Source organism: Paenibacillus sp. FSL R7-0331 (assembly GCF_000758645.1).
GTDB classification, from domain to species: domain Bacteria; phylum Bacillota; class Bacilli; order Paenibacillales; family Paenibacillaceae; genus Paenibacillus_AQ; species Paenibacillus_AQ camerounensis.
This window is the reverse complement of sequence record NZ_CP009284.1, coordinates 5478785-5496065: the sequence shown is the minus strand read 5'-3', so window position 1 is coordinate 5496065 and position 17281 is coordinate 5478785. Positions and strand designations below refer to the sequence as shown.

Genomic DNA, 17281 nt, shown 5'->3' with positions numbered 1-17281 from the left:
TGCAAATGCCCGTTTGGTGGCGATAGCGGAAGGGTTCCACGCGTACCCATCCCGAACACGACCGTTAAGCCTTCCAGCGCCGATGGTACTTGGACCGAAGGGTCCTGGGAGAGTAGGACGCCGCCAAGCACTTAAGACCACTGCTGATTAACAGCGGTGGTTTTTTGTTTGCATTATAAATTAAGCTATTATTATGATTCTGCTCGGTAATGGCTCCAGGCTATATATAAGCTGTCTTAGGGTTAGTTAGTGTCTAAACAGATTTTAAGTGTCTAACATAATTAATGCTAGAAAGATTCTGTAGCTGCCCTCTAATCTCTAACGGACTGAGCAGCCTTTATTTTCAGCAAAATCGATGTTTTTGAGTTCTAACGGACACCAGTGCTCATATGTACGGTAATATAGCTCATTTCCGCTGCTGCAGTGACAATAAGCGCGGTACGGTCCGTTAGCACGGGCAAGTAACCCGTGCTAGGAAATAAGGGCTCTGATATCCGTTAGACCATTTGAGGAGGTAGGGGGCCTGAGGGGCTGCTTAAATTGGCAGATGGACCGGTGCTGCAGATGAGTAAGACAGGGAAGCATAAAGGTAGTAAATACTCTATTGCACTTCCTATTTATTTATGATATAATATTTTTTGTTGCTGAAAACAACATCATTGATATGGCCCGTTGGTCAAGGGGTTAAGACACCTCCCTTTCACGGAGGTAACAGGGGTTCGAATCCCCTACGGGTCACCATTTATTTTCAAAAAGAGTTTGCTTTTATAACCAATGTATGGTATGATAATTAAGTTGCTTCTTCCATGGAGGCTTAGCTCAGCTGGGAGAGCATCTGCCTTACAAGCAGAGGGTCGGGGGTTCGATCCCCTCAGCCTCCACCATATATATTTTTTACTGACGCGGGGTGGAGCAGCCCGGTAGCTCGTCGGGCTCATAACCCGAAGGCCGCAGGTTCAAATCCTGCCCCCGCAATAATTTGGAACCGTGGTGTAGTTGGCCTAACATGCCTGCCTGTCACGCAGGAGATCGCGGGTTCGAATCCCGTCGGTTCCGCCATTAGTACTTTGTTATAGGGTGTAACAAGCCCATAGAATTGAAATACATACCGTGTGCGGACGTGGCTCAGCGGTAGAGCATCGCCTTGCCAAGGCGAGGGTCGCGGGTTCGATTCCCGTCGTCCGCTCCAATATTTGCGCCCTTAGCTCAGCTGGATAGAGCGTTTGACTACGAATCAAAAGGTCGGGAGTTCGAATCTCTCAGGGCGCGCCATATTTACTTCAAAGAAGCATCTCTCCGGAGAGGCTATTTTTTTTGTCTGGATAACCTAAGAATGCCGGTGGGCAGGAAAGAGGATCAGCCCTTTTTATTAAGAGCCGATTTAGTTGCTCCGTAACCGGTTTAAGCAAAACGGAATGGTGAATTACTTTTGAAGTAATTTTACCATTCCGTTCTTTTTATATATCAGCCTATAATATTAGTTTAAATAGATAGAAAAGGAACATTAAAGCGGGAGCTGCCGAAAAAGCAGAAGAGGAGGCATTTGTATGTTCAAAAGCATAAAGCAGCGTATCAACAATGCTAATCAAATGCATAAAATACGCAACGAAAACCCTGAGACATTGGAGCGGGCATTAGAGGAGCGTGGCAGAGCAGAGAAGGTCAGTGATAACGTTACACCGGTTAAAGCCCCACTGGTGATCCGGTTTTTCCGCTGGATGCTGCGGCTTTTGACTGTCTTGATATTAATTGTGGTCTTCCTCGGGGTACCCCGCGCAGAGAATCCCTTATTTTCGCTGATGAGCTTTGGCCTACTGCTGTCCCTCCTGTACCTGGCGGCTGGTCTTGCTCATCCATCGGTTATCTTCGTCCGGAGGAAATGGTCAAGGGAAGATGTGGCAGAACTGTTCGGCCTGCTGAGCATCGTTTTTATTGTTTTGCTGGTTGTGTTTCATCAGTAGGTACACTGTATAGTACAGACACCTGATAGCTGTTCAAAAAATGGATCCATTCATCCGACGGCTTCTGATCAGTCACGATGTAATCCACTTTATCAAAGCTGAAGAGCTTGATGAAGGCAATCCGGTCGAACTTTGAATGGTCGACGAGCAGTACGACCTTGCTGGCCTGCTTTTGCATCAGAATCTTCAGCTCGCTCTCCTCCTCATTGGAATCACTGAGCCCTCCGGTCATCGACAGTGCTTTACAGCTGAACAGGGCGACGTCCACATTGTACTTCTGGATGGTCTGGGAGGCGGTGGGGCCGACGAAGGAGCTGGTCTCGGGTCCCAGTGTACCGCCGGTGGAAATCAGCTTATGGCCGGAATGCTGGAATTCGGATAGAACAGCGAGTGAATTGGTGATGATGGTTAGATTGTGCTTGGATTCGGTGATTTTGCGCAAGGCTTCAAAAGCCGTTGTGCTCGTATCCGTCATTAGGCTGTCCCCGTCATTAATCAGATCCAGCACATTCGATGCGATAATGCTTTTAGCCTCCAGGTTGACCTGATGTCTGCTTGCGTAGGAGGGGTCTTCGTTGGTATGGGCATTTAGTATGGCGCCTCCGTAATTTTTTTTGGCAAGGCCCTCCTTGTCCAGCTTGTCCAGATCGCGGCGGATGGTTTCCTCGGACACCTGAAATTTCTGCGCGAGGTCAGCGACATGCACTTTTTTATGCCGGTACAGCTCGTTAATGATCAAATCTCTCCGTTCAAATGCCTTCATGCTTACCCACCCTTGTCTACAAAATCATATATTATTCATAGTGTACTACATTTGACTGCAAGATAGTCAGAACTCACACGTGAATCCACAATTAATTATTAAAATATCACATAATACCACATAAATTTAATATAAAGTTGTGGTTTGTTGTTGACTTTGCATCGCTTCGACTCTATGATAAACATGAACTTAATTATTATATCTAGTACGGGATCAGGCGGCACGGGATGGGGCAGTCTCACAACACCTTCATGATAGCGCTTTAAAAGGGGACTGGATTCACGTCTGCAAGGATCTGCCGCAATATCCAACCAATTCATTTGAGGAGGAACAGCAGTGGCAACAAATTATCCGAAGATTGGAATCCGGCCTACGATTGATGGAAGAAGACGCGGTGTACGTGAATCGCTGGAAGCCCAGACTATGGGCATGGCCGAGCGGGTGGCTAAGTTTCTTGCGGAAAATCTTTTTTATCCGGACGGGTCTCCTATAGAGTGTGTTATCGCTGATTCGACGATTGGCGGTGTGAAGGAAGCGGCGGCTGCCGCACAGAAATTTGCCGGACAGAATGTGGGCGTATCGATTACCGTAACCCCGTGCTGGTGTTATGGCTCGGAAACGATGGATATGGATGCAACTATTCCACATGCTGTATGGGGATTTAACGGAACAGAGCGCCCGGGGGCAGTATATCTGGCTGCGGTTCTGTCTGCTTATGCGCAAAAGGGAATTCCGGCATTCGGGATTTACGGGGAGGATGTACAGGAATCCAGCAGTGAGGAGATCCCTGCAGATGTGCAGGCAAAGCTGTTGCAGTTCGCCAAATCGGCTATGGCAGTAGCTCTTATGAAGGGGAAATCTTACCTGTCCATGGGCTCAGTCTCAATGGGGATTGCCGGCTCAATTGTGAACGAACAGTTCTTCCAGGACTATCTGGGCATGCGGAATGAATATATCGATATGTCCGAATACGTGCGCCGGTTCGAGGAAGAAATTTATGATAAAGATGAATTTGCACAGGCGCTGGCCTGGGTTAAGGAAAAATGCATTGCCGGAGCAGATAACAACCCGCAGCAACTGCAGATCAGCGATGAATTGAAGGAGCAGCAGTGGGAGACCTGTGTCAAAATGACGCTAATCGCGCGTGACCTCATGATCGGTAACCCGCGGCTGGCTGAGCTTGGCTTTGAGGAGGAGGCTAACGGGCATAACGCCATTGTCGGGGGCTTCCAGGGCCAGCGGCAGTGGACGGACCATTTTCCAAATGGAGATTTCATGGAGACGATTCTGAACTCCTCCTTTGACTGGAACGGACGGCGTGCCCCGTATATCGTGGCTACAGAGAATGACAGCCTGAACGGTGTAACGATGCTGTTCAACTATCTGCTTACGAATACGGCGCAGATTTTTGCTGATGTCCGTACGTTCTGGAGTCCTGCTGCCATTGAACGGGTGACCGGATATAAGCTGGAAGGAGAGGCGGCGCACGGGCTGCTGCATCTGATCAACTCGGGCTCAGCAGCACTGGATGGAACGGGACAGCAGAGTGTGGACGGGAAGCCTGCTATTAAGCCGTTCTGGGAGATTACGGATGAAGAAGCGGAGCGCTGTATTGCTGAGACCCAGTTCCGCCCGGCTTCGCAGGAATATTTCCGCGGGGGCGGCTTCTCCACCGATTATTTAACAAAAGGCGGAATGCCTGTAACGATGGCCCGGCTTAATCTGGTTAAGGGGCTGGGTCCCGTGCTGCAACTGGTAGAAGGGTATACTGTTGAGCTGCCGGAAGAGGTTCATAAGACGCTGGATGAGCGGACTGATCCGACCTGGCCGACGACCTGGTTTGCTCCTAAGCTAACGGATCAGGGTTCGTTCAAAACGGTCTATGATGTCATGAATAACTGGGGAGCCAACCATGGTGCCATCAGCTACGGGCATATCGGCGCTGATCTGATTACGCTGGCCTCCATTCTGCGGATTCCGGTCAGTATGCACAATGTCGAGGAGTCGCGGATTTTTAGACCGCGCGTGTGGTCCCTGTTCGGAACAGAGGATCTGGAAAGTGCGGATTACCGGGCTTGCCGCAACTTTGGACCGCTGTACTAAAACTCAAGGCGAAGCAGGTGCGGGATATGGATGAAGTGATCAAGCTGCTGGCAGTGGACCTGGGGGCCAGCTCCGGCAGAGTCATGCTGGGCCTGTACGACGGAAAGCGTATAGAGGTGGAGGAGGTTCACCGGTTTGCTAATCAGCCGGTTGAGCTGCACGGGCATTTGTACTGGGATGTGCTGCAGCTGTTTCATGAAATAAAGCGGGGTATACGCAAGGCGGCCAGGGAGCACGGGACTTTGACGTCTGTCAGCGTAGATACCTGGGGCGTGGACTACGGTTTTCTTGACCGGAAAGGGCAACTGCTGTACGCCCCGCATCATTACCGGGATCAGCGTACAGCAGCCTGCGCTCCTATTCTTGAGGAGCTGCTGCCGCCGGATGAGCAATTTAGGCTGACAGGCAATCAGTCAGCCCGCATTAACACGGTGTATCAGCTGTTCGCGGATCTGGAGGAGAGTCCCTGGCTCAGGGAGACCGCAGATATGATGCTGCTGATGCCGGATCTTTTCCATTATCTGCTCTCCGGCACTGCTGCCGGGGAGCAGACGATCTGGAGTACCGGCGGTCTGCTGGCCGCCGGATTATCTGCTCCTTCCGCGAAGGTGATGAACAGGCTGCGGCTTCCGCTTAACCTGGTTCCGAAGCTTGTGCCGGCCGGAACGGTGATTGGACAACTGCTTCCATCGCTGCAGGAGGAGCTTAGCGCAGGTCCGCTGCAGGTAATCGCCGGGGCTTCACACGACACTGCATCTGCGGTTGCTTCCATTCCTTACGGGCCGGAGGCGGCTGCAGCCTTTATCAGCTGTGGAACATGGTCTCTTGCAGGTATGGAGACAGAGCAGCCGGTGCTGACAGATCAGGCCCGTGAATACGGCTTTACCAATGAGGGCTGCTTCGGCGGCGGAAACCGGCTGCTGAAGAATATTACAGGACTGTGGATTCTACAGGAGATGCAAAGAGGATGGGCGCAGGCGGGTGAACCCGTGTCTCACCAGGAGGCGGTCCGGCTTGCCGCAGAAGTCCGAAATGAAGGTTACACTGCCGCCGTCATAGATCCGGATGATGTCCTGTTCAGCACTCCGGGCGATATGCCTGGCCGGATCGTAGCCTATTGTGACCGGACCGGGCAGCAGCCGCCAGTAAGTAAGGGCGAGGTGATTCTGACCATTCTGCAGAGCCTTGCCTCGGCTTATGCCGATACAATCAGTGAGCTGGAGACGCTGACCGGACAGAACCTCCGCGCAATCCATATGGTGGGCGGAGGCATCCGCAATGAGCTGCTGTGCCAGCTTACGGCTGAGGCCACCGGAAAAGAGATTATCGCCGGGCCTGCCGAGGCCAGTGCGACTGGTAATATAGCTGTCCAGTTAGCTGCCCTGGGAATAGCTGAAGCCGCTGCGCTCAGAGAGCTTGTAGCACAGTCTTGTACGCTTGTCCGTTATTATCCGTCTAAATAAAGGAGAGTTACCATGAACCAGAAAGAAAAGGAGCTGCGCCTGCTGATCTGTGATATCGGCAGAAATTTGTTTAATAAGGATTTTATCGCCGCCAATGACGGCAATATCTCGGCACGTCTGTCTGAAACCGAAGTTCTTGCTTCACCGACCGGGGTCAGCAAAGGCTATCTGCAGCCGCATATGCTCGTTAAGGTCAATCTGCAGGGAGAGATCCTTGAAGCAGCCGAGGGCTACCGCCCTTCCACAGAGGTGAAGATGCATCTGCGGATCTATAATGAGCTGCCCGAAATGAACGGGGTGGTGCATGCCCATCCGCCTTATGCGACAGCTTTTGCGATCAAGGGTGAGCCGCTGGACAAAATGATGATGCCGGAGTCGGTCATTGCGATGGGAGACATTCCGCTGGCGGCATACGGGACACCTTCTACGGAAGAAATCCCGGACTCGCTGATCCCGTTCCTGGGCAAGAAAACGGCCGTCCTGCTGGAGAGCCACGGCGCCCTGACCTGGGGCAAGGATGTTATGAGCGCCTACATGAATATGGAGCGGCTCGAATATACAGCAAAGCTGACGTTCATTACCCGGATGATCAAGGGAGAGCGTGAGCTGCCGCAGAACCGGATTGATGAGCTGGTTGCCCTGAGGTCTTTTTATGGGATGTAGGGTTGTCCAAGGAGGTACAGCATGCTGAAGAAAATTCCTAAGCTGCTGTCCCCGGAACTAGTCCGCGTGCTGATGGAGATGGGCCACGGGGATGAGCTGGTGCTGGCAGATGCCCATTTTCCGGGTCATTCCCTGCATAACAGAGTGCTGAGATACGACGGGGTGGAAATCCCTGCGCTGCTTGATGCGATCCTTGAGCTGCTGCCCCTAGATCATTATGTGCCGCATCAGGCGGCTTTTATGGCTGTAGTGGAGGGTGATCCGTCTGTTCCGGAAATCTGGTCCGTGTATGAAGCTATACTGGCGAAGCATGACGGGGCGGCGACGGTTGAATATGAGGAACGCTTTGACTTTTACAGCCGCTCCAGGCAGAGCTACGCTATTGTGGTTACGGGGGAAGAGGCGCTTTACGGCAATATCATTATTAAAAAGGGTGTCGTTACAGCAGAGGGCCGCTGAGCATTTCATCCGGGCCACAGCAGAAAAAAAGGGAAGCCGTATGAGAAAAGGGAGGCTACAGCGAACATGTACATGTGCTGTGGCCTTTTTTAATTATGCAGAGCCTCCCGGCAAAGTTAGACTTTAGAACAGGTTAAAGAGTATGCTTGTGTGTAAAAGCCCGCATAGCAATGCTGTATAAGGAGAATCCCGTATGATGCTGAATTCCGCAAAATATATAAAATTCCCGTTTGGCTTCTGGTCCGGGGTACAGCAATTGGGAATTGCCCCCGCAGAGATAGCCCGGCAAGCCCGGCTTCCGCTTTCGATCATTAAAGAGCCTAAGGTTAGTGCTGCAGAGTATTTTGCGGTCTGGCAGGCTTTTGAAGCGCTGGCTCCGGATATTGCGGAGGGGATCACCGGACTTGTAACGTCTTTTGAAACGGTACATTATCCGCCGGATGTGCTGGCTACATATCATGCCCGTGATTACCGCGATGCGCTTCACCGCATGGCCAGATATAAACAAATGTGCCCGCCCGAGAGGCTGAATATTGCGGAGGAAGGTGCAGACTGTATTATCGGGCTGGAGTGGCAGCATTCAGAGGTACCCGTCCCGCAGATTCTGGTCGGCGTTACGCTGGCATATCTTCTGGAGCTGGGCCGGAGGGGGACAGGACAGGCTATAAAAGCCCGCGCAGTGGAGTTCTCACATCCGGCTGTTGATGTAGCAGCGCTGGAGGCGTATTTCGGGTGTATTGTCCAGACCGGAACGGGAAGGAACCGGCTCATTCTGCGGCGCAGCGACCTGGACCTTCCTTTTACCACCTATAATGAAGAACTGCTGGCTATACTGACACCCGCTCTGGACCGGACGTTGAATGAGCAGCAGGGCAGCCCCACTGTTGCAGAGACGGTAAAATGGATCATCAGGCGGAGCCTCATGGGCGGACATTATGATATCCAGGCTGTGGCCCGGGAGCTCAACATGAGTGACCGGACGCTGCAGCGCCGGCTTAGAGAGGAAGGGGCAAGCTTCAAGCAGCTGCTGACGCAGGCCAGGCATGAGCAGGCTAGAGAGTACCTGTCTGATCCTTCGCTCGAAATTAAAGAAGTCGCCTGTCTGGTCGGCTATGAGGATCAGAATTCTTTTTACCGGGCATTCAGGATATGGGAAGGGGCTACGCCGGCCCGCTGGCGTCTGGAGCATACGGTTCAGCAGGAAGATGGCGTGTTCTGCAAGTAGATTGGCACGGCAGGCTAGTTACCCGGCATTCCCGGTAAAGTATGATTATCCCTGACGGAACGCAAGGCTATGCTTGAGGTTCTGAATGACATCATTGGGGAGACATGCGCTATGGATATGAATTTGCAGGGAAAAACGGCCTTAGTAACAGGATCAACGAAGGGAATCGGCAAAGCGGTTGCCCTGGAACTGGCAGGAGAAGGCGTGAATGTACTGATTAACAGCAGAAGCCGGGAGGAAGCAGAACGGACTGTGGACGAGATCCGCCGGGCCTTTCCTGCCACTTCTCCGCAGGCTGCTGCTGCAGACCTTATAGATATTACACAGAGAGAAGCCTTGTTTGAACAATACCCGCAGGTGGACATTCTGGTGAACAATATGGGCATCTATGAAATCATGCGCTATGCCGACGCAACCGATGAAATCTGGGAAAAGTATTTCCGTACGAATGTGCTTGCCGCTAACGCATTATGCAGATTCTATCTGCCAAAAATGCTGGAAAATAACAATGGCCGCGTAATCTTTATTGCGAGCGAGGAGGCGGTCATGCCTTCAGGCCAGATGCCGCAATATGCAGTGACCAAATCGGCGCTGCTCTCCCTTTCCAGAAGCTTGTCCAGATTGACCGCAGGGACCGAAGTGACAGTCAACACAATCATGCCGGGACCGACACTGTCTGAAAATGTGCAGCAGATCATTGAGGGAATCTACGCCGCTGACAATATCCCCTTCGAGGAAAAAGAAAAGAAATTCATGGCGGGGAACCTGCCGCAGTCGGAGCTTCAGCGCTTTATCAGACCATCTGAGATCGGGAAGCTGGCGGCTTTTATCTGCAGCCCTTATGGAGCGGCGTTCAGAGGCTCGGCTGTCCGGATGGACGGGGGAATGGTGCCGACGATTTATTAAGGGATCAGGATAGAGTGTACGTATAGAGTGAATGTGCGGCAAATAGGCAGATCATCCGGCAGGTTTCCCGTTAATATTCTCTGCGGGGACTGATAAGCAGGAAATGCTCAGCAGATTAACTGGAAAATAGTCAGTTAATTCTCCGGTAAACGCTGATAACGGACATCTAGCTGGAAAAAGGTTACTTAATTTCGCCGGAAATGCTGGTGGAGCGGTAAATTGCCCGATTTAACTGGCGTTTTTACAACTAATCGCTGCAGATTCGGTGGAATGAGAGAATTAGGTGGCGAAAATCAAACTAAATGTTGCTGGGAGCATCCTCCTCCGGGTGATATTAGAAACACATAGTAAGCAAAAGCAGCAGCCTTAGACTATTTAGTCTCGGGCTGCTGCTTTTTGCATGCAAGGAGAGGATAGCTTGTGCTGCAGTGTAATCCCTGTGCTCCCCTAAGCTAGCTCGATCACAGCCATCTGGTGATTCTCAAGATGCGGGACAGTGTACGTAATTCCGCCGTCCTGGTCTGCCGTGAACGGCAGCTCACTCATCGCCGGGGCCAGGTAGACCCGCTTGACGGCTGCAGCGGACGGGAGCCGCAGACTGACGGAGACATCCTGCAGCGGCACGATGTCCTCGATTACCTCGATGCGGCCCTTCAGCGCCGGAGCCGCATAGAGCAGATGGTTCACATAGCGGCGCTCAGCCTGCTGATACTGCAGGGTGGCGATGCCCCGCGCCGGGAGGCTGGTGCTGAGGACAGGCTGCGGCAGCAGCCGGGACAGCGCATAGAGCACCATCTCCTTCAGAATGAGGTGGCCGCCGTCTGCATATTCGCTGAATACATCCCAGGCGATGTAGATTCCGCTATCATTTTCGACCATAGCCGGCCCGTTGTCCTCGCGGGCACCCGGTGTGTGCTGGTGCGAGCAGAAGGTGAAGACATCGCGGTTGAAATACGGATTCTCCAGATGGCCCAGTGTGTTACCGCCGCTCAACTCCACCAGCTGCCCCTCGCCATACATGACAAAGGAAGCGGGCTGCAGCGCACCGGGGGTGAAGTGCGGATGGAAATAGGACGGACGGTACGTATTCGTTCCCAGCCAGCTCACTCCCAGCTCCAGCGCAAAAGCATCCCCGGCCGGGTTCAGGCCGGACCTGCCTGTAGCCAGCACCTTGCCCCCTGCGGCTGTAAAGGCGGCAATAGCTGCCCCCAACTCCGGCCACACCGGCACCTCATCCGGCAGCACCAGCACCTTGTAGGCTGACCAGTCACTATCTGTATCGACGATGTCATACAGATAATGGCCTTCGGTCAGGATACGCACTGCCCCGGCATCGGCCTGATTGCGCGCGCCCTTTAGCGCCTGGCCGCCGGGACAGGCTTCGCGCGCCGCCTCCAGGGACAGGACGGCGATGTCGGCGACGGAGGTAACGCCGCTGCACCACGGCTCCTTCTCCTCGACCTCGGCATAGGCGGCTCCGATCAGGGCATAAGTGGCTTCATCCATCAGGCCGGACGGGTGAAGCTGGTCGCCGATTGAGCATTTGGCGCCGTGGGCGAGGCTGAGCGCGGCTTCATAGCGGAGCGCGTTCGGATGCTTGTAGCCGCCGAATTCGCCCCAGGAGGTATGGAATTTGCCGGTCATGCCGAGAAATTCCAGGCCGAGCGGCTGGGCATAACGGGCGGACAGCGGGAAATGGTCGTAGCCCCAGCCTCCCGTGGGGAGCGATTCCAGCTCGAGATGGGTGTTGACATGGACGAGGTCACGCCGGCCCCGCTGCTGATGGCCGTTGTTGTGATAGACCGGCAGGCCGGGCTTCACGGCGTCGATGGTCTCGCGGACGCGGCGTGCATAGTTGAGGTAAGTTTGCTCGCCGAGGCAGACGACGGCATCTTCGTCACGCGGGTCCTTGCCCTCTGCAAGCAGGGCGGCGACGCAGTACTGGCAGCGGCATTTGCGGGCACCGACGATGTCGAGGAAGATGCCGTCCGCGTCATAACGGCTGACCACTTCATGAAGCTGGGCCAGCAGAATATCCAGATAAGGCGTGCCCAGGCAGAATTCGTGATAGCCGGGCGTCATGAAATCCTTCACCCAGCGCGTACGGTCCTCCGCGTCGCGGATAAGCCACTCAGGATGGCGGCGGGCCAGCTTTTCATCAAGGCCGGCAGACAGATACACCGGTGTGCGGACGCCGATTTCGTGGGCAGCCTCAATCATCTCCCCCAGCAGATCGAACTCAAGATGCGGGTGAATCTCATTGGCTTCACTGGGATGGTAGGCCCAGCCGTGATGGCATTTGGAGAACACGGTGATGGAATCAACATGACCCGCACGCAGCATGGACTGGAACTGGGCTTTACTGAAATCCTTTCCGATGCCGGGAATGGCCTCGGAGGTATGAAAGTCGAGATGAACCTGACGGAAACGCATAGGTGAACAGCCCCTTATAGAATTTGGATATAAAGCGATTCCCAGTCAATGTACCTCTTTTCTGCAAGCGCTACCAGTGATATTATAGACTTGAACTAGCACAAAACCGACTTCAATACAGGAGGGGATAAGGTGCTCTGTCTGGAATTTACGATCCCGCCGCTGCCAAAATTCGTCACGGTGGGGCTGGCCGTCTGGTCGCCGGGTGACCGGCATTTTGCCCGTACCTTCGGGGTATATGATCTGCTGCTGGTTAAGCGCGGAACGATGTATATGGCTGAACAGGGAAAGGAATATGCGATCGGTCCGGGTAAGCTGCTGGTGCTTGAGGCAGGGCTGCCGCACGAGGGCTACCGGGTCTGTGAAGAGGATACGGAGATTTACTGGGTGCACTTCATTCATGAGGGGAAGCCGTCCTATATCCGGCAGGAGGAGATTCCCTGGTCTGCACTGCTGGCCAAAGGAACGGTTGAGGATGAGGAGCCCTCTGCGCAGCAGCGGCTGTACATGCCGAAATTTGCTGCCGTAGACGTAGAGTCGCTGGAGCCGATTCTGGATGAGATGAACGAGATTCACAGCCGGCTGAATGCCGAAAATGCCCTGCGGCTCCACGTTCTCCTGGCTGAGCTGATGGCGGCGCTTCAGGCGGAATGCGCCCGCACGGCGCTGCCGGAGCCGGCGGTCCGGCTGGCCCGGGCAGCGGCGGCTTATCTCGACAGGCATTGGAAGGAGCCGTTTCAGGTAACGGGGCTGCAGGAGGAGCTCCATTTTCAGGCGGATTATATTACGCGGTGCATGAAGCAGCATATCGGCACAACGCCGCTGCAGTATGTGCTGCAGCGGCGGCTGGAGGAAGCCAAGAAGCTGCTCAGCGGTACTGTACTCAGCGTATCTGATATTGCTGAACGGATAGGCATCCGTGATGTGAATTACCTGACCCGGCTGTTCAGCGCAAGATTCGGCATGACTCCAGCAGCCTACCGGCGGCGGCAGCGCCTGCGGGATGAAGCCGCCGCCGCCGGAGAGGGCAGGGAGTGATTATCCCTGCTCCCCGGAGCCGCTGATCCGTTCACGGTATTCGGTTGGCGTGCAGTTATATAATTTGCGGAACTGGCGGGCGTAATAGTTCTGGTCATGGAAGCCGCTGTCCATGGCCACCCTGGATACGGGAAGATCCGGATTCCGCAGCAGCGTGCAGGAATAATCCAGCCGCTTGCGGATGACATAGTCCATGGGCGTGGTTTTGTAGTTCCTGGTAAAGACCCTCAGAAACTGGCGGGTTGACATATAAGCCATATCTGCCATGGATTGCAGGGTAACCGGCTGAAGGAAATGCTCCTCGATATAGGTAACCGCCTCACCGATCCGCAGCGCCTTGTTGTCCTCGCGGCCGCTGCTGTTCTGATAATAACGGGAGAGCATACCTACCAGCGCGGTAAAATAGGTGCGGACCATCAGCCGGTAGCCGTCCTCCTGTCGCTCATGCTCACTGAGAATGAGATCAAGCAGCCGTGTAGCCTCCATGAGCTGCCCTGCATCCAGCGAAAGCATGCCCCTGAAATACATCTCCTGGCGGTAAAAGGGCTCGATGTAGAACAAGGCCTGAAATCCGGGCAGCAGTCTGAGCTCAGACTGCTGCAGCAGCTCCTCGGGCTGAAACATCACGTTCACATACTCAATGTCCTCGACATGCTTGTAACCATGGGAAACACCGCTGTGAATCAGAAAAACCTGGCCGGCCGTAACCGGATACTCTCTCCCCTCGATGATATGCACGGCGCTTCCCGACAGAATGACGACCAGCTCAGAGAAGTCATGGCTGTGTACATAATAATCATGGTTCAGCGGACATTTCTGGATCCGAAAGGTAAAACCGGGCTCAAGTCCGATGTCCTGCGCTAATAATTTGGTTGTCATGGCAATATTATGCTAAGGAAGGGCGATATCGTCAAGGCGGAAACGGGCGGGCGGCGCTACCATTAGGTTGCGGGCAAACCGCCGTTAAGGGAAGCTATACCCCTTGGCGTACTAGTCAGGAGGGGAAAGCATGCTGCCTTTATTCACGGCTAAAAAAACGGAGAACCACAATTCCGTGCAGCCGCACGTCCTGTTTCTTGGGGACAGCATCACGGCTGACGGTCAATATATCCGGCTGGCCGGAGAAGGGCTGAAGATGCACCAGCCGCACTCAGGAGTCCGGCTGACGGCACGGGGAGTGCCGAGCGAGACAGCCTCGGGACTCAGCGAGGCGGCACATCCGTTCCCGCGTCCATGTATCCATGAACGGCTCACAGAGGAGCTTGCCGAAGCCTCCCCGGATGTAGTCGTTGCCTGCTACGGGATGAATGACGGGATCTACCATCCTTTCTCTGCCGATCGGTTTGCGGCCTATCAGGACGGAATGAGGCGGCTGAGCGCACAAATCCATGAAGCCGGAGCCAGCGTGGTCCTGCTGACCCCGCCGCCGTTCGATGCCCTTTCCATGAACGGCCTGCTGCTGCCGGCGGAGGCGGACGATTTCAGTTATCTTGCGCCCTACAGGGATTACGACCGGGTGCTGGAGCATTACGCGGACTGGCTGTTATCCGGGGGCTGTCCGGCTGATCAGGTCATCGACCTGCGCACGCCGCTGCTGCAGCACATCAGGCAGGAGAGGTCGCTTAACGCTGCTTACCGTTACGGTGACGGGATTCATCCGGATGCCCCGGGCCACCGGGTTATAGCGCACACGCTTTTACAGGAGCTCTTTGGTACAGAGCCGTGACCATGGCAGGATGCATACCGGGAATAACAGAAGGTGCCCCAAAGGGCCGATTGACAGGCAAAATCAGCCGGGATTATAGTTAGGTCACCTAAGCGCAGGGGGAGTGAACCCATGAATGTACTCCAGACGATCCGGTCACGCAAGTATCTGCAGCGGATTTTGCTCAGCTTTATGCTGGTGGTTGCCACACTTGCTGTTGCCTCGCTTTTTTTGAATGCCAGTGCCCGCAGCCGGGTGCTCAGCCTGCAGAATGAAGCTGACCGGAAGCTGCTGACCCAGATCAACTATAACGTTGAGAATATGAACGGCATCGTGAGGGATCTGGCCGTATCGCTGTACAACGACGAAGAGCTGCTCGCGCTGAAGTCAGGTGCAGATTACAGGCAGAGTATTCTCAAAATTGAACGTCTGAATCATACCGTTGCCTCATCGCCGTATCTGCACGCCGCAGTCTTTTATAACGGTGCCCAGCAGCGGTTCTTCTCGTCCCTTAACCATAACATCAATAACAGTACCCTGTATGGAGCTTTGGAGAGCTATATGGCTTCAAGGTCCGATCTGCCGAAGCTGCAGCTGATTCCCCTGGATCTTGACGGCAAGAACGACGGAATCGACGTATTTGCCTTCTTTCTCTACGACGGGGAGGCGCTGGGCTCCATTAATGACAATGTGCTGATTCTGACGGTGAAGCCGGACTGGATGCTGGATAATGTGAAAGCGCTTAATCTGGTCGCGGAGCGGCAAAATGATGTGCTGTTCATTACCGACAGCGAAGGCGAGGTGCTGATTTCGACCGACGGGCTGCTGCCCGCAGGGCTTAACATTAAGCAGGACCTGCTGCCGCGGCTCACACCGTCGGATAAGCCGGTGGATTCCTTTATCTATAATCATGAAGACCGGAAATACAAGGTCACTTATTTAAGCAAGGCGCTGAATAACTGGCAGATTGTCAGCCTGCAGGATTATGATGTAGTGCTGGGCAGCGTGCGGCAGATGAAGTGGACTGAGGTGGCGGTCACGCTGTCTGTGGTTCTGCTTGCGGTCATGCTGTCCGTTTTCTTTTCGCTGCGGCTGTATAAGCCGGTGGGCCAGCTGCTGACGCTGGTGCCGCAGAATGAACGCGGTGCCCCGCAGGGCCAGGATGAGCTGTCGCTGATTGCGGCTAATGTGACCGAGATGATCGGCAAGCTGAAGGGGCTTGAGCAGGAACGGGCCTCACAGTCGAATATCGCCAAGGTATACCAGCTGCGCAGCCTGGTAGGGGCAAGCGGGAGTGTAGACGAGCGCGCATTCCTGCAGATCAGGGAGCAGTATGGCATAGATATTGCTTATCCGGCTCCGCTGCGGCTGGCCCTGGTGCAGATTGACGATCTTCAGGGCCTTGCCGCCGGCCAGGGTGCTGCGATGGAGTCCCTGCTGTATTTTGCCATTGCCAATATCGGCCAGGAGCTGCTGCGCCAGAACGGCTCGTGCGAGGCTGTAGATATGAAAAGCGGGCATCTCGTCTTTATCGCCGGAAGCGGAGCAGCTGCGGCAGACGGAAGCCCTGGAACAGGGACGCTGGAGCAGCTGAACGAGAAATTCAGAGCGCTTCAGCAAACCGTTCAGGCTTATTACCGCATTACCTTTACAGTTACGCTCAGTGAGGTGTTCACAGACTACCGCAGCCTCACCCGGCATTATAATCTGGCAGTCCGCCACTCCAATTACCGGATGATTTACGGCAAGGGGGCGGTGCTTGAGCCGGAGCAGCTGCTGAAGAATGAACAGAATGAGACGCTGCGCATCCCGCAGGAGCTGGAGCGCCAGCTGACCGAGGGGCTGAAGGGCGGCGATCTGCAGGAGACGGAGCAGGCGATCCGCAGCTGGCGGGAGCTGCTCGGCGGCTTCAGCTACGAGAATATGTTCTCGGCGGTGCTGCATCTGGCGGTCACGCTGAGCAACACGCTGGGTGAGATGAACAGCCATAACGTTAATCCGGTATCCGTCAACCTGCAGGCCATTAACCGGCGGATACTGGAGAAAGAAACGCTTGATGAAATTGAGGCCGTCCTGCTGGAGGTCGTGCGCGAGGTGGCAGAACAGCGGCGGAGCGGGCGCGAGGACAAGAGCCGCCTTCTGGCTGAGACCGTGAAGGAGATTATCGGCCGGCACTATGCCGACCCCGACCTCAATGTGCAGCGGATCGCCGACATGCTGAAGATGAGCTCCGTTTATCTGGGCCAGGTGTTCAAGGCGCAGGAGGGCATAACAGTTGTTGACCAGATCAATGCGGCGCGCCTGGCCTATGCCAGGGACTACCTGGAGCAGAAGGATTTGACCGTGACAGAGATTATGGAGAAGGTCGGCTTCGGCAACGAAAGCTATTTTTACCGGCTGTTCAAACGCCGCTACGGGACGACCCCGAAGGAATACCGCCTGAAATCAGCAATTGACCGCAGCAAATAGCGCAACTGTAATGTACAGAATGCCGGGCCCGCGAGTGAGATTTTTTCATTCAGCGGGCCTTTTTGGCCTTTTGCCGCACAGCCGCAGCACGCC

The 17281-nt window shown here is 54.4% G+C and carries 13 protein-coding genes, 6 tRNA genes and 1 rRNA gene; 17 read left to right on the top strand and 3 right to left on the bottom strand.

All coding sequences use genetic code 11. The features are described 5' to 3' along the window. Positions 1-12 precede the first annotated feature (12 nt). The 8 genes from rrf (at position 13) to R70331_RS23595 (ending at position 1961) form a co-directional block, all read left to right on the top strand. Positions 13-129, top strand: a 5S ribosomal RNA gene (rrf, locus tag R70331_RS23630). A gap of 537 nt (positions 130-666) precedes the next feature. Beyond that, positions 667-741: transfer RNA gene (locus tag R70331_RS23625), tRNA-Glu, on the top strand. 67 nt (positions 742-808) lie between these two features. Beyond that, positions 809-884, top strand: a tRNA-Val gene (locus R70331_RS23620). 17 nt (positions 885-901) lie between these two features. Continuing rightward, a tRNA-Met gene (locus R70331_RS23615) sits at positions 902-975 on the top strand. A gap of 6 nt (positions 976-981) precedes the next feature. Next, positions 982-1059 (top strand) — tRNA-Asp (locus tag R70331_RS23610). A gap of 55 nt (positions 1060-1114) precedes the next feature. Beyond that, a tRNA-Gly gene (locus R70331_RS23605) sits at positions 1115-1189 on the top strand. A gap of 6 nt (positions 1190-1195) precedes the next feature. After that, positions 1196-1272, top strand: a tRNA-Arg gene (locus R70331_RS23600). Positions 1273-1547: 275 nt separating this feature from the next. Then, entirely contained in the window at positions 1548-1961 is a 414-nt protein-coding gene (locus R70331_RS23595) for a hypothetical protein (protein WP_042179742.1), read from the top strand. On the opposite strand, the gene R70331_RS23590 is transcribed toward R70331_RS23595, so the two are convergent. After that, a complete protein-coding gene (locus tag R70331_RS23590) occupies positions 1930-2724 on the bottom strand; it encodes a DeoR/GlpR family DNA-binding transcription regulator (protein WP_042179740.1) in 795 nt (264 codons plus the stop codon). The genes R70331_RS23595 and R70331_RS23590 overlap by 32 nt on opposite strands. Before the next feature lie 336 nt (positions 2725-3060). Between R70331_RS23590 and R70331_RS23585 the strand changes: the two genes are divergently transcribed. From R70331_RS23585 to R70331_RS23560, 6 genes are all read left to right on the top strand, one after another. Next, complete coding sequence (locus R70331_RS23585) at positions 3061-4827, top strand: L-fucose isomerase (protein WP_042179737.1); 1767 nt, start codon at positions 3061-3063, stop codon at positions 4825-4827. 26 nt (positions 4828-4853) lie between these two features. Further along, complete coding sequence (locus tag R70331_RS23580) at positions 4854-6290, top strand: rhamnulokinase (protein WP_042179734.1); 1437 nt, start codon at positions 4854-4856, stop codon at positions 6288-6290. A 12-nt stretch (positions 6291-6302) separates the two neighbouring features. After that, positions 6303-6953: a class II aldolase/adducin family protein gene (locus tag R70331_RS23575; protein WP_042179732.1), complete on the top strand. Its 651-nt coding sequence runs from the start codon at positions 6303-6305 to the stop codon at positions 6951-6953. A gap of 21 nt (positions 6954-6974) precedes the next feature. After that, positions 6975-7412 (top strand): L-fucose mutarotase, encoded by a 438-nt coding sequence (gene fucU / locus R70331_RS23570; RefSeq protein WP_042179729.1) that lies wholly within the window; start codon positions 6975-6977, stop codon positions 7410-7412. Between the two features lie 193 nt (positions 7413-7605). Then, positions 7606-8637: a helix-turn-helix transcriptional regulator gene (locus tag R70331_RS23565; protein WP_042179727.1), complete on the top strand. Its 1032-nt coding sequence runs from the start codon at positions 7606-7608 to the stop codon at positions 8635-8637. Between the two features lie 111 nt (positions 8638-8748). Further along, positions 8749-9543 carry an SDR family NAD(P)-dependent oxidoreductase gene (locus R70331_RS23560; protein ID WP_042179725.1) on the top strand — a complete coding sequence of 265 codons (795 nt, stop codon included), beginning with the start codon at positions 8749-8751 and terminating at the stop codon, positions 9541-9543. Positions 9544-9990: 447 nt separating this feature from the next. Here the strand turns inward: R70331_RS23560 and R70331_RS23555 are convergent, their stop codons facing one another. After that, the gene (locus R70331_RS23555) at positions 9991-11976 is read right to left on the bottom strand and encodes a beta-galactosidase trimerization domain-containing protein (RefSeq protein WP_042179723.1); all 1986 of its coding nucleotides are present in this window, start codon (positions 11974-11976) and stop codon (positions 9991-9993) included. 132 nt (positions 11977-12108) lie between these two features. Between R70331_RS23555 and R70331_RS23550 the strand changes: the two genes are divergently transcribed. Further along, positions 12109-13014, top strand: a complete 906-nt coding sequence (locus tag R70331_RS23550; RefSeq protein WP_042179721.1) for an AraC family transcriptional regulator — start codon at positions 12109-12111, stop codon at positions 13012-13014. Here R70331_RS23550 and R70331_RS23545 read toward each other — a convergent pair whose 3' ends face one another. Then, complete coding sequence (locus R70331_RS23545) at positions 13015-13893, bottom strand: helix-turn-helix domain-containing protein (protein ID WP_052419184.1); 879 nt, start codon at positions 13891-13893, stop codon at positions 13015-13017. Between the two features lie 130 nt (positions 13894-14023). Here R70331_RS23545 and R70331_RS23540 point away from each other — a divergent pair, with 130 nt between their 5' ends. Next, positions 14024-14740, top strand: coding sequence for a GDSL-type esterase/lipase family protein (locus R70331_RS23540; protein WP_052419183.1), 717 nt, complete (start codon positions 14024-14026; stop codon positions 14738-14740). 111 nt (positions 14741-14851) lie between these two features. After that, a complete protein-coding gene (locus tag R70331_RS23535) occupies positions 14852-17188 on the top strand; it encodes a helix-turn-helix domain-containing protein (RefSeq protein WP_042179719.1) in 2337 nt (778 codons plus the stop codon). Positions 17189-17281: the final 93 nt, after the last annotated feature.

What these genes read in the sequence shown, in the direction of transcription:
- R70331_RS23540 (WP_052419183.1), top strand. Translation starts at nt 14,024, where the DNA reads ATGCTGCCTTTATTCACGGCTAAAAAAACGGAGAACCACAATTCCGTG.
- R70331_RS23595 (WP_042179742.1), top strand. Translation starts at nt 1,548, where the DNA reads ATGTTCAAAAGCATAAAGCAGCGTATCAACAATGCTAATCAAATGCAT.
- R70331_RS23555 (WP_042179723.1), bottom strand. Translation starts at nt 11,976, where the DNA reads ATGCGTTTCCGTCAGGTTCATCTCGACTTTCATACCTCCGAGGCCATT.
- R70331_RS23545 (WP_052419184.1), bottom strand. Translation starts at nt 13,893, where the DNA reads ATGACAACCAAATTATTAGCGCAGGACATCGGACTTGAGCCCGGTTTT.
- R70331_RS23580 (WP_042179734.1), top strand. Translation starts at nt 4,854, where the DNA reads ATGGATGAAGTGATCAAGCTGCTGGCAGTGGACCTGGGGGCCAGCTCC.
- R70331_RS23535 (WP_042179719.1), top strand. Translation starts at nt 14,852, where the DNA reads ATGAATGTACTCCAGACGATCCGGTCACGCAAGTATCTGCAGCGGATT.
- R70331_RS23565 (WP_042179727.1), top strand. Translation starts at nt 7,606, where the DNA reads ATGATGCTGAATTCCGCAAAATATATAAAATTCCCGTTTGGCTTCTGG.
- R70331_RS23575 (WP_042179732.1), top strand. Translation starts at nt 6,303, where the DNA reads ATGAACCAGAAAGAAAAGGAGCTGCGCCTGCTGATCTGTGATATCGGC.
- R70331_RS23590 (WP_042179740.1), bottom strand. Translation starts at nt 2,724, where the DNA reads ATGAAGGCATTTGAACGGAGAGATTTGATCATTAACGAGCTGTACCGG.
- fucU (WP_042179729.1), top strand. Translation starts at nt 6,975, where the DNA reads ATGCTGAAGAAAATTCCTAAGCTGCTGTCCCCGGAACTAGTCCGCGTG.
- R70331_RS23560 (WP_042179725.1), top strand. Translation starts at nt 8,749, where the DNA reads ATGGATATGAATTTGCAGGGAAAAACGGCCTTAGTAACAGGATCAACG.